Origin of the sequence: Rhizobium sp. Root274 (assembly GCF_001429245.1) — a bacterium.
Lineage (GTDB): Bacteria > Pseudomonadota > Alphaproteobacteria > Rhizobiales > Rhizobiaceae > Allorhizobium.
The window spans coordinates 693,405-705,120 of record NZ_LMJE01000007.1 but is presented as its reverse complement, the minus strand read 5'-3'; the positions used below and the strand labels follow the sequence as shown (position 1 = coordinate 705,120).

Sequence of the window (11,716 nt, the reverse complement as noted above, 5' to 3'; positions counted from 1 at the left end):
GGATTTGACATGCAAGGACTGTTTTTCGAAAGCGATACCACCGTACGCATGGTGCTGAGGTTCCTGGTTCTGCTCCTGGGTTTCTGGACCGCATGGCGGTCTGGCCGGGCGGCAGCCGAGAACTGGCAGGGCTACGGCACCGTCGTCGTCTATGCGCTCGGCCTGGGCTTTGCGATGCGATTTCTGCACTTCTCGCTGTTCGGCGGGCCGTTCATCAGCCCGTTCTTCTACATCATCGACGTGATGCTTCTTCTTGTCTGGGCTCTCATCGGATTCCAGGCCCGCAGGGCCACTCAGATGGTCGACAACTACTACTGGCTCTATGAGAGAACATCGTATCTTTCGTGGAAGAAGAAAGATTGACAAGGTGTTGTTTTCTGTCACAGATTGGCGACAGAGAGCCTCGGCTTGAAATAATGAGTGGAACAGTTTTCCGGCGCAGTGAGAGCGGGTATTGCGCACGGTTTCTAAACCCAAACCCGCATAAAAAACTGGGAGTAACAGTATGAAGAAGTCTCTCCTCTCGGCGGTTGCGCTGTCGGCCATGGTTGCCTTCAGCGGCAACGCCTGGGCTGACATCCTCGTCGGCGTTGCCGGTCCGCTGACCGGCCCGAACGCTGCCTTCGGTGCACAGCTCCAGAAGGGCGCCGAACAGGCTGCCGCCGACATCAATGCCGCTGGCGGCATCAATGGCGAAATGATCAAGGTCGTGCTCGGCGATGACGTTTCGGACGCCAAGCAGGGCGTTTCGGTTGCCAACAAGTTCGTTGCTGACGGCGTGAAGTTCGTTGTCGGTCACTTCAACTCGGGCGTTTCGATCCCGGCTTCTGAAGTCTATGCCGAAAACGGCATCCTGCAGATCACGCCTGCTTCGACCAACCCCCAGTTCACCGAGCGCGGCCTGTGGAACACCTTCCGCACCTGCGGCCGTGACGACCAGCAGGGCGCTGTTGCCGGCAAGTACATCGCCGACAACTTCAAGGACGCCAAGGTTGCTGTCGTTCACGACAAGACTCCTTACGGCCAGGGCCTCGCTGACGAGACCAAGAAGGCGATGAACGAGCTCGGCATCACCGAAGTGATCTACGAAGGCATCACTCCCGGTGAAAAGGACTACTCGGCTCTGATCGCCAAGATGAAGGAAGCCGGCGTTTCCGTCGTCTACTTCGGCGGTCTGCACACCGAAGCTGGTCTCATCCTGCGCCAGATGGCTTCGCAGGGCCTGACCGCAACCATGATGTCCGGCGACGGCATCACTTCGAACGAGCTTGCCTCGATCGCCGGTGACGCAGTCAACGGCACGCTGATGACCTTCCCGCCGGATCCGCGCCAGAACCCGAACGCTGCTGACGCCGTCAAGAAGTTCCGCGACGCCGGCTTCGAACCGGAAGCCTACACGCTGTACTCCTATGCTGCTCTGCAGGTTATCGCAGAAGCCGCCAAGGCTGCCGCTACCAACGACTCGGAAGCTGTTGCGACCGCGCTCAAGGAAAAGGGCCCGTACACGACCGTTATCGGCGAACTCGGCTTCGACGCGAAGGGCGACATCACCCGTCCGGACTACGTCATGTACACCTGGAAGAAGGGCGAGGACGGCAAGTACTCGTACTTCCAAAACAAGTAATCGATCCGCATTGCGGTTTGACGGAAACCCGGCCTCGTGCCGGGTTTTCTGCGTTTGGGGGGCTGGGGAGTAGCGAGTAGGGAGTAGGGAGTAGGGGAGCAGGGTGTAGGGAGTAGGGAGTGGGAGGCAGGTAAACGGATAAGGGGCTTCGGAACGAGCGTAGGCGCGGTTCACGTCGAGGCGACGAACGTGCCTTCACCATTGGTCGCGGCACTGGAATTCGCTACTCGCTACTCGCTACTCGCTACTCGCTACTCGTCATCCGCTCATCCCTCGCGCAACACATGCGCCGCTTTGACAGCCGCCGAGGCCCGGTTCTCCACCCCGAGTTTCGCGTAGATCTGTTCAAGGTGCTTGTTCACCGTGCGCGAGGATAGGCCGAGGATCTCGCCGATATCTCGGTTGGCCTTGCCCTTGGCGATCCAGAGCAGGACTTCGCTTTCGCGGTGGGTGAGGCCAAAGTTTGCCCGCAGGATCTCGTCCTCGCTCTGGCGATTGGCCGAGGTGAGGCGGAAGAGATATTCGTCGGTGCCGATGGTGCCGAGGAGCGAAAGGGTGAGCGGCAGGCCCGATGTGCCGGGGAAGGGAAAGCTGGTCTCGCCGGAGGGCTGGGCGCTTTTGCGCTTCTGCACAAGCCAGGCGGCGGCGGCTTTTGCAACGGCGTTGATGCCATCGGCAAGGCCGGTCGTGGTCTCGATCAGCCGGTTGGCCTGGGGCGTCGTCCAGTGCACCTGACCGTCGCCCCGGATCGCCAGCAGGTGGCGGCCGGCGGCGTCGAGTGCGACGCGGGCGCTTTGGGCGGAGCGGGCATTGGAAAGGTGCACCCTGATGCGGGCGCGCAATTCGTCGATATTGATCGGCTTGGTCAGATAATCGACGCCGCCGCTTTCGAGAGCCTTCACCACATGTTCGGTCTCGGTCAGCCCCGTCATGAAGATGACCGGCACCTGAGCGACGACGGGGTCGGCTTTCAACGCGCGGCACGCCTCGAAGCCGTCCATGCCGGGCATGACAGCATCGAGCAGGATCAGATCGGGGCTGATGCGGGCGACAATCGACAGCGCTGCATGGCCTGAGGTGGCGATCAGAACCGAATAGCCTGAGGCTTCCAGCGCTTCGGTCAGAAAGCCGAGCGCGTCGGGGCTGTCGTCGACGAGGAGGACAATATCGCGCCTGACGGCCTCAGCCATGGATGACCTCCCTGTCGGTTTCAAAGGAGGTGAGGAAACTGCGCAAGCCCGCGAGGTCAAACGCCTGCACATGGGCGCGGGCGGTGTCGACAAAGGCTGCGTGGCCCCCCAGTCCTGCCAGTTCGGCAAGCTTGGCCTCGATGCCGCGGATATAGCCGATGTCGCAGAGGCTCAGCAACTCTTCGAGATGCGCTGCTCCTGGCGATACAGGCTTTTGCGGGTGGAGAGCTGGCTGCAGCAGCCGGGGATCGTCGGCATAGATCCAGTCGAGGCCGAGAAAGCGTGCGAGCTTGTCGCGCAGGCGGGAAATGTCAACTGGCTTGGTGATCGCGTCATCATGGCCTTCGCCGCCGGGGGCAGGGGCGTCGCCAATATTCGCCGAAAGCATCAGGATCGGCGCCTTCTGTCCCACGTCTCGGAGCTTTTCCACCAGTTGCCAGCCGTTCATGCCGGGCATGGAGATGTCGACCAGGAAGAGGTCCGGTTTGACGCCCTGGATCAGCGTCAGGCATTCCGGACCGCCGGCTGCTGTGAGGACGACGAAGTCGAGCGGGGCGAGCACCTCGCGCATCAGTTCGCGATGGTCCTCGTTGTCATCGACCACGACGATGGTGCGGCGCGGACCGGTATAGGAGACGATTTTGCGTTCCGGGGCGGGTGCCGTGTTCGGCCGGTCGATGGCCGACAGCATCAGGCGGATCTTGAAGGTCGAACCCTTGTCGCGCTCGCTGATGACCGAGATTTCGCCGCCCAAGGTCTGGGTGAGCAGCTTGGTGATGGTGAGACCGAGGCCCAGCCCCGGCTGCGGGCGGATATTGTCGGCCTCGCCGCGCTGGAAGGGTTCGTAGATGCGCGTCAGGTCCTTTTCCGCAATCCCCCGGCCGGTGTCGCTCACTGTGAAGGTCGCGACCTGGCTGCGGTAATCGACGGTAAAGCGGATTGTGCCCTCGTCGGTGAACTTGATGGCATTGGACAAGAGGTTGACGAGGATCTGGCGAATGCGGCGCTCGTCGGTGCGCACATAGAGTGGCAGGTTGCGCGAGCGCTGGTGCTCGAAGAGGATGCCCTTGGCAGCGGCCTGGGGCGCGAACATGTCGATCAGCTGGTCGAGGAAGTCCTGGATGTTCACTTCGTTCGAGAAAACCTGCAGGCGGCCAGCCTCAATCTTCGAGATGTCCAGGAGGCCGTCGATCAGGCCGGACAGGTGATCTGCCGAGCGGCGGATAACCTTGATTGCCGACTGGCGTGGCACCGGGATTGTCTCGTCTCGCTCCAGAATCTGGGCGTAGCCGAGCACGGCATTGAGCGGCGTGCGCAACTCGTGGGAGAGGCCAACGACATAGCGGCTCTTGGCGCGGTTGGCGGCCTCTGCCGTTTCCTTGGCGTTTTGCAGAGCGGCATCCGTCTTGCGGTGCGCGGCGATTTCCTTGAGCAGCAGCGTGTTCTGGCGCGAGGATTCCTCCTCGGCCACCAGCCGGCTGTCATGGGCAAGCACGTAGAACCAGGAGACGATGCCGGCGATGATGGCGAAGATGAAGAAGACGACCAGGACCGTGCGGTTGACGACGTCCGTCATCTCAGGGGTCGCGACATTCACCTGATGGGCGATCAGGGCCAGGATCGAGCCGATTAGCGAGATCGAGGCGAGAGCGGTCAGGGCGTAACGGCCGAGGCGGGTCGAGAATTTCTCCAGCAGGACCGCCGGCAGAAAGGTACGGGCGACCGCTCCCGCCTGCGCGTTGATCTTTGCATGCGGCTTGCACATGTCGTGGCAGCGGCTGTCGAGGGTGCAGCAGAGCGAGCAGATCGGCGCGGCATAGGCCGGGCACCAGGCCATATCTTCAGGCTCGAAAGGATGTTCGCAGATCGAGCAGGTGATGCTTGTGACGTTCCTCCAGCTGTGGCGGGTTTTGCGGGCGAGGTAAAACTTGCCTTCCGTGCCCCAGGCGATCAACGGGGAGATGACGAAGGCGACGAGCGTCACATAGGTCGATAGCGACGCCATCAGGTCGCCGAAGGCACCGAAATGGGCAGCCAGCGCCAGGCTTGCCGACAGGAGCATAGTGCCGCAGCCGACCGGGTTGATGTCGTAGAGATGGGCGCGCTTGAATTCGATGCCAGGCGGCGACAGGCCGAGGTTCTTGTTGATGAAGAGATCGGCGGAAATGGCGCAGAGCCAGCTCATGGCGATGATCGAGAAGATACCGAGGGTTTGCTCCAGCAGTCCATAGATGCCGAGTTCCATCAGGAGGAGCGCAATCGCTACGTTGAAGACCAGCCAGACGACCCGGCCCGGGTGGCTGTGGGTGAGCCGGGAGAAGAAGTTCGACCAGGCCAGCGACCCGGCATAGGCATTCATCACGTTGATCTTCAGCTGCGAGATCACCACGAAGGCCGCCATCATCATCAGGGCCGCCGTGTCGTTCGGGATCATGTAGCCGAAGGCTGCCACATACATATGGGCCGGGTCGGCGGTTTCGCCGATCGGCACGGCAGTCGAGAGCGTCAGCACGGCGAGGAAGGAGCCTGCCAGCAGTTTCGGTACGCCGAGCACGACCCAGCCGGCACCGGCCAGAAAGATCGCGATACGGTGGTGCAGCTTGCGAGCGCCTTCCGGCGGCAGGAAGCGGAGGAAGTCGACCTGTTCGCCGATCTGCGGCATCAGCGCCAGGATGACGGCCGATGCTGCGCCGAATTCCAGGAGATCGAAGGGGGCGGCGTGGCCGAGGCCGGCATTGGAATGGTTGATGCCGGCGAAGGCGCGCCAGAGGTCGATCTTTTCCCAATCGAGAAAAGCGATGAAGGCAAAGGGCAGGACGTTCAGCACGATCCAGAAGGGCTGGGTGATCAACTGGAATTTCGAGATCAGCCGGATGCCATAAGTCACCAGCGGCAGGACGACGACCGCCGAGATGATGTAACCCAGCCACAGCGGAATGCCGAAGGCGAGTTCCAGCGCCTTGGTCATGATCGAGGCCTCGATGGCGAAGAGCATGAAGGTGAAGCTGGCATAGATCAGGGAGGTGATTGTCGAGCCGATGTAACCGAAGCCGGCGCCGCGGGTCAGGAGGTCGATATCGACGCCGTGGCGGATGGCGTAGCGGCTGATCGGCACCCCCACCAAGAGCATGAGGATGGCGGCAACGACGATGGCAAAAAACGCGTTTGTGGTGCCATAGGCGATGGTGATCGTGCCGCCGATCGCCTCCAGTGCCAGAAAGGAAATCGCGCCAATTGCCGTCTGCGAGATGCGGCTCGAGGAGAATTTGCGCGCGCTCTTTGCGGTGAAGCGCAGCGCATAGTCTTCCAGCGTCTGGTCGGCAACCCAGCGATTGTATTCGCGGCGGACGGGGATGATGCGTTGGCGTGCCGGCATGCCTAAATTCTAGCGCCTGTTTGAAAATGACATAGGTTTAGGCATTTTCACGCGATTGGCCGGAATAGCAAGGGCAGAGACTGGGCTGCCGCTTTTGCCTCAGGCTTTTATCAGCCCGCCGTGGTAGTCGAGGCGATAGGCAAGGCGACCATCGACGTAGATGCGTTCAACACCCTGGAAACTTGCCACATCGCCGACGGATTCGTCGATGTATTCGCCAAACTGGTGCCTGATAGGTGAAGCCGCCAAGAAAGCGGCCTTCCTGATAGAGGGCCACCAAAGCTTTCTTGATGATGTTTCCCGCGCGCTCTCCGTCGATCCGTTCCGGATCGAGTATGCGGCCGTAGTAGTTGAGAGCCCAGATTGGCTCCTCGTTCTTCCAGACCACTTCCTGGCCAAGAAAATCGGTGCCGCCGAAATAGCTGTCGAGATACCGGAAAGCGCCGCGCACATAACTGAGATCATGCGCTCCGGTCCTTGAGGCTTTCGGTTCTGCAGCCTTTCCGCCCACGTAACAGGCTGCTTTGGCCTCTACGATAAATTGCTCTAGCATGCGCATGGAAGCCCTCACCGACGGAACAAAGTGAGAACGTATGGCGTGCGAACGTGCGTGACAACCCTCTATCGTCAGGGGTTCTTGTCGCTCGCCTTGCGTCTTTGGTCTCAGGGCGTTCCGGCACTCGCTTGAAGGCGGTCGGACAATGCCTTGAGCAGGGCGCCTGAGTCATAGGGCTTGCGAACGACGGGCACATCGGCAAATCCATCGGGCACGATCGAGCGATCATCGTAACCTGTTGCGAAGACAAAGGGGATGCCGAGTTTCGTCAGTTCCTCTGCGACCGGGACGGAGGTGTCGCGGCCGAGATTGATGTCGAGGATGGCGATCGCCGGTGTGAATGTCTTCAGCCTGCTCAATGCATCCGCGCTGGAGCTCGCTGTCACGACGTTCTCGATTCCGGCATCAGCCAGCATCATTTCGGCATCCATGGCGATCAGGACCTGATCTTCGACGAGCAGAACGGGCAGACCCGCCTGAAGGGGCTGACTTTCGGTGACAGGCTTCGGACTGTCGACGGCGTGCTCTTCGGTGATCTCGGCTGTCTCCCAGGTGAGGAAGCGACCCGGAATGCGAAATTCCGCCGCCAGTCCCTCCGGTTTATAGTCCAGATGGCTCGATCCGCCAAGGTCGTAGGGAATGCTGCGCTCGATGAGCGCGGTGCCAAAGCCCTTGCGGCCGATCGGGCCGATGGTCGGCCCGCCCGTTTCCTCCCAACGGATGACGCAGTCATCCTCTTCTGCCCGCTGCCATTCAACGGTGAGTGAGCCACCCAGGCGCGACAGCGCGCCGTATTTGGCGGCATTGGTACAGAGTTCATGGATGACGAGGGCTGCGACCGCATGAGCGCGCGCATCGAGGGTCACGGATCCGCCCGACAATGACAGGCTCTTGAGGCCTGCGCGATAGGGCAGGAGTTCGGCCTGCAGCAGGTCTAGCAATGAGCCGCCGCCGCCGCCGCGGGTGAGCTGGTCATGCGCATGGGAGAGCGCATGGATGCGCCCACGCAACGAGCCGATGTAATGCTCGATCGGCACTTCTTCCTGGCCGGGAGCAGCGACCAGCGATTTGATGACCGCGAGGATGTTTTTCACCCGGTGATTGAGCTCTTCATTGAGCATGCGCTGGCGGACATCCGCCTTGCTGCGCTCTTCCTGCATGAGCTCGTTGTGATGGAGGACGATCTCGACCGTAGCCGAGCGAATGGCCTCGGCAATCTCCATGTCGGCGTCCTGCCAGGGTTCGGCCTGATGGCGCACCGTTTCTTTCCAGATGGCGAAGCTCTTGCGCGGTGTCAGACGATCGCCGAGCGGGCCGGTCTCATAGGTCTTTTCCGGATTGCCGGCCCAGTTCAGCGTCTGCAGGCGTTCCTTGCGGAAGAAGAAGAGATAGTCGCGCGGGATCTGCGACAGCGGAACGGCAAGCACGCCGGAGACTGTTTCGGGATAATCCGCTTCGGGGAAAACGGTCGAGAGGGACTTCGTGCCCCAGATGCGGCCTTCCGAGGTTTCACTAACGAAGGTCGCCAGAGCCGCTTCCTCACCCGCCGGCGGAACGGCACCAATGGCGGTCCACCGGCCGTTCATCCACAGACCGACGCCATCGCAGGCTAGCAGTTTCTGGAACTCGGGAAGCGCGCCGGACAGGATCTGGTCGACATCCGTCTGGTGCGACGCCGATTGGAGGAAGCGGTCGAGGGCCCGACGGGCCTCGTTTGCGGTATCGAGCTTGCGCTTTTGGCGCAGGGCCAGCAGATGCAGCGAGAAGAACTCGCCGAACATTTCGGCCGCGATACGCTCCGACATGGTCAGCGTCTTCGGCGCGTAATGATGGCAGGCGATCAGGCCCCAAAGCTGGTTGTCGAGGATGATCGAGATCGACATGGAGGCCGCGACCCCCATGTTGCGCAGATATTCGCAGTGGATCGGCGAGACGCTGCGCAGGTGGGCGAAAGAGAGATCGAGGGGCTGACGGACTTCATCCTCTTGCGGAAGTAGATCCACCCTTGTACCCCGCGCGTCGGAGATGACGCGGATCGGGTTCTGCATGTAGAGGGTGCGGGCCTGGCGGGGGATGTCTGTGGCCGGGAAATACTGGCCAAGGAAGCTCTCAAGATCGACCCGTTTGGCTTCGCTTGCGACCTTGCCCGAACCGTCCTCCTCAAAGCGATAGATCATCACTCGGTCGTAACCGAGAACAGAGCGCACGAGCTTGGCGGAGGATGCGACCAAGAGGTCGATATCAGTGATATCCTTGACCCGGCCGATCATCTCGCGGGCGAGCTGAAGCGGTTGCGTGCGCCGCAGCGACGGCTCGAACTCAAGAATGGCGCCATCCTGCTGACGATGCACGGCAATGTCAAAGTGATCGCCGTTCGGCAGTCGCAGATGGGCAATGACGGCGGGACGGCTTGCATCCGGCGCCTGGGCAATGGCATTGCGCAGGTCGTGAGTTGCTTCCTCGCCCAGGAGATCGGCGACTTGCCGGTTCTTCAGGTCCCCCTCCAGGCGCAGCATGCCGCCTGCATTGGCGGAATAGCGACGGACCGTGGTTATGCCCGGATCGCAGGCGAGCAGACAGCCATGGGGTTGAATGCTTCCAGGAATATGAATCGGTTCACGGTCGCAGTTCGACAGGTCGACGGTAGGCACGGTTGGCATTCAGAACACTTTCGAAGGCGTTGCGAGCATAGTCGAAAGCGGTGTCGGCCCATGCTGCAGCGGCCCGGTCATCATACACACACACGTTCTCCATACGATCCGAGAACGCGCGCCAGTTCGAAAAGTTCCGCGCCTGGGCAAAAAGATGGCGCGCGCCCTTCGTCTCGGTAAACCCGATGGCTTCAGCGCGTTTGGCGAGAAGCCGGGCGCCCAGAGCCGAGCCTTCGAGCACGTAGAGAAGTCCCAACAGTCCGTCGCCGGGTGGTGGCGTGAACGCTGCAAGCTCGTCGGGAGGCGTAAGGCCGAGGACATGGAGGTCGTCGATCAGTTCTTCACCATAGAGGCCAGGCTGCCACTCTTCAAAGCCGGTTGGCAGCGGTTGGGTAGCCAGCCAGGCTTCCACAGGCAACCGGAAGCGGGCCATGCCCTCCAGATAACGGGCATAGTCTTCGGCCGTGACGAAGGCCCCGATCAGATCGTCGAGAGCCTGATGCGCCTGGCTGGTCGCCTGTTTCAGATCGCTGCGGCGGGGGGATAGGTCCATGTCATGTCCTCTTGTCTGACTGCTGGTATAGAGGGAAACGCGGCAAATTGGCAGCCGTTGCCGTCATGGCGAGCGCAGTTGCTCCCAAGCGCCCATTCCGTCTTCCTTCTTTACCCCCATCTCCTACGTCAAACGACGTATACGGTTTTGCACTGCGGCATCCGATAGTCCCCTCCAGCAACGGTTAAATTTCATTAACCGACCGGTTGCGACCAAGAAGAGGGGATCACAACGATGAATTTCAAGATGCAACTGACCGGCGCGCTTCTCGGCGCCATGCTGTCGACGACCGCCTTCCACGGCGCCTTCGCCGCAGACGACACCATCAAGATCGGCGTTCTGCACTCGCTGTCGGGTACGATGGCGATTTCGGAAACGACGCTGAAAGACGCCATGCTGATGCTCATCGACGAGCAGAACAAGAAGGGCGGCGTTCTCGGCAAGAAGCTCGAAGCCGTCGTGGTCGACCCGGCCTCTGACTGGCCGCTCTTCGCCGAAAAGGCCCGTGAGCTGATTTCCAAGGACAAGGTCGCTGCCGTCTTCGGTTGCTGGACCTCGTCGTCGCGCAAGTCCGTCCTGCCGGTCTTCGAAGAGCTGAACTCGATCCTCTTCTACCCGGTCCAGTACGAGGGTGAAGAATCCTCGCGCAACATCTTCTACACGGGTGCCGCTCCGAACCAGCAGGCCATCCCGGCCGTCGATTACCTGGCTGAAAACGAAGGCGTCGAGCGCTGGGTTCTCGCCGGTACCGACTACGTCTATCCGCAGACGACCAACAAGATTCTCAAAGCCTATCTGATGTCCAAGGGCGTTGCCGAAGAAGACATCATGATCAACTACACGCCGTTCGGCCATTCCGACTGGCAGACCATTGTTTCCGACATCAAGAAGTTCGGCTCGGCCGGCAAGAAGACCGCCGTCGTCTCGACCATCAATGGTGATGCGAACGTTCCGTTCTACAAGGAACTGGGCAACCAGGGCATCAAGGCCGAAGACATCCCTGTCGTCGCCTTTTCTGTCGGTGAAGAAGAACTCGCCGGCCTCGACACGACCCCGCTGGTCGGTCACCTGGCTGCCTGGAACTACTTCCAGTCCGTCGACGCGCCCGTCAATGCCGAGTTCATCAAGACCTGGCATGCCTTCACCAAGAACGACAAGCGCGTGACCAACGACCCGATGGAAGCCGCCTATATCGGTTTCAACGCCTGGGTTAAGGCCGTCGAGGCTGCCGGCACCACCGACACCGACGCCGTTCTCGACTCGATCATCGGCGTGTCCGTCCCGAACCTGTCTGGCGGCACCTCCACCGTCATGCCGAACCACCACATCACCAAGCCGGTGCTGATCGGTGAAATCCAGGCGGACGGCCAGTTCGAAATCGTCCAGCAGACCCCGTCTGTCGTCGGTGACGAATGGTCGGATTACCTGCCTGACTCGAAGGACCTGATCTCCGATTGGCGCAAGCCGATGGAATGCGGCAACTTCAACGTTGCCACCGGCAAGTGCGGCGGCAAGGGTAGCTGATCGGCTTTCCTCCACCTCCCCCTTGAGGGGGGAGGTCATCGCGTAAGCGATGGGTGGGGGTGATCTCGTGCACAGAGTTACCCCACCCCGAACCTTCGGTTCGACCCTCCCCCCTCTAGGGGAGGGTGTTCGCGGAACGCCCACAGCGGAATACTTCTTCTCCCCGTTCACGGGGAGAAGGTGCCGGCAGGCGGATGAGGGGCTGTTCGAGCTCCGCCGCCCCGCCAACCGGGGGACAACAA

6 protein-coding genes and 3 pseudogenes are annotated in these 11,716 nt (G+C 61.2%); 3 read left to right on the top strand and 6 right to left on the bottom strand.

Annotated elements, in window-relative coordinates; translation table 11 throughout:
* Positions 1 to 9 precede the first annotated feature (9 nt).
* Complete coding sequence (locus ASE36_RS12355) at positions 10 to 363, top strand: DUF6867 family protein (RefSeq protein WP_062279718.1); 354 nt, start codon at positions 10 to 12, stop codon at positions 361 to 363.
* A gap of 142 nt (positions 364 to 505) precedes the next feature.
* Complete coding sequence (locus ASE36_RS12350) at positions 506 to 1,624, top strand: branched-chain amino acid ABC transporter substrate-binding protein (RefSeq protein WP_062279716.1); 1,119 nt, start codon at positions 506 to 508, stop codon at positions 1,622 to 1,624.
* Between the two features lie 266 nt (positions 1,625 to 1,890).
* On the opposite strand, the pseudogene ASE36_RS23290 reads toward ASE36_RS12350, so the two are convergent.
* The 6 genes and pseudogenes from ASE36_RS23290 to ASE36_RS12325 form a co-directional block, all read right to left on the bottom strand.
* Positions 1,891 to 2,178, bottom strand: a pseudogene (locus ASE36_RS23290) (helix-turn-helix domain-containing protein); the annotation flags it as partial.
* A gap of 143 nt (positions 2,179 to 2,321) precedes the next feature.
* Positions 2,322 to 2,814 (bottom strand): annotated as a pseudogene (locus ASE36_RS23285) (response regulator); the annotation flags it as partial.
* A complete protein-coding gene (locus tag ASE36_RS12340) occupies positions 2,807 to 6,190 on the bottom strand; it encodes an ATP-binding protein (RefSeq protein WP_062279711.1) in 3,384 nt (1,127 codons plus the stop codon). The pseudogene ASE36_RS23285 and the gene ASE36_RS12340, both read right to left, overlap by 8 nt.
* 99 nt (positions 6,191 to 6,289) lie before the next feature.
* Positions 6,290 to 6,749, bottom strand: a pseudogene (locus ASE36_RS22215) (DUF5680 domain-containing protein).
* A gap of 104 nt (positions 6,750 to 6,853) precedes the next feature.
* The gene (locus tag ASE36_RS12330) at positions 6,854 to 9,406 is read right to left on the bottom strand and encodes an HWE histidine kinase domain-containing protein (RefSeq protein ID WP_062279707.1); all 2,553 of its coding nucleotides are present in this window, start codon (positions 9,404 to 9,406) and stop codon (positions 6,854 to 6,856) included.
* Entirely contained in the window at positions 9,363 to 9,950 is a 588-nt protein-coding gene (locus ASE36_RS12325) for a biliverdin-producing heme oxygenase (protein ID WP_062279705.1), read from the bottom strand. Before ASE36_RS12325 ends, ASE36_RS12330 begins: the two co-directional genes overlap by 44 nt.
* Before the next feature lie 234 nt (positions 9,951 to 10,184).
* Here ASE36_RS12325 and urtA point away from each other — a divergent pair, with 234 nt between their 5' ends.
* A complete protein-coding gene (urtA, locus tag ASE36_RS12320; RefSeq protein ID WP_062279703.1) occupies positions 10,185 to 11,474 on the top strand; it encodes an urea ABC transporter substrate-binding protein in 1,290 nt (429 codons plus the stop codon).
* The last annotated feature ends 242 nt before the right edge of the window (positions 11,475 to 11,716 follow it).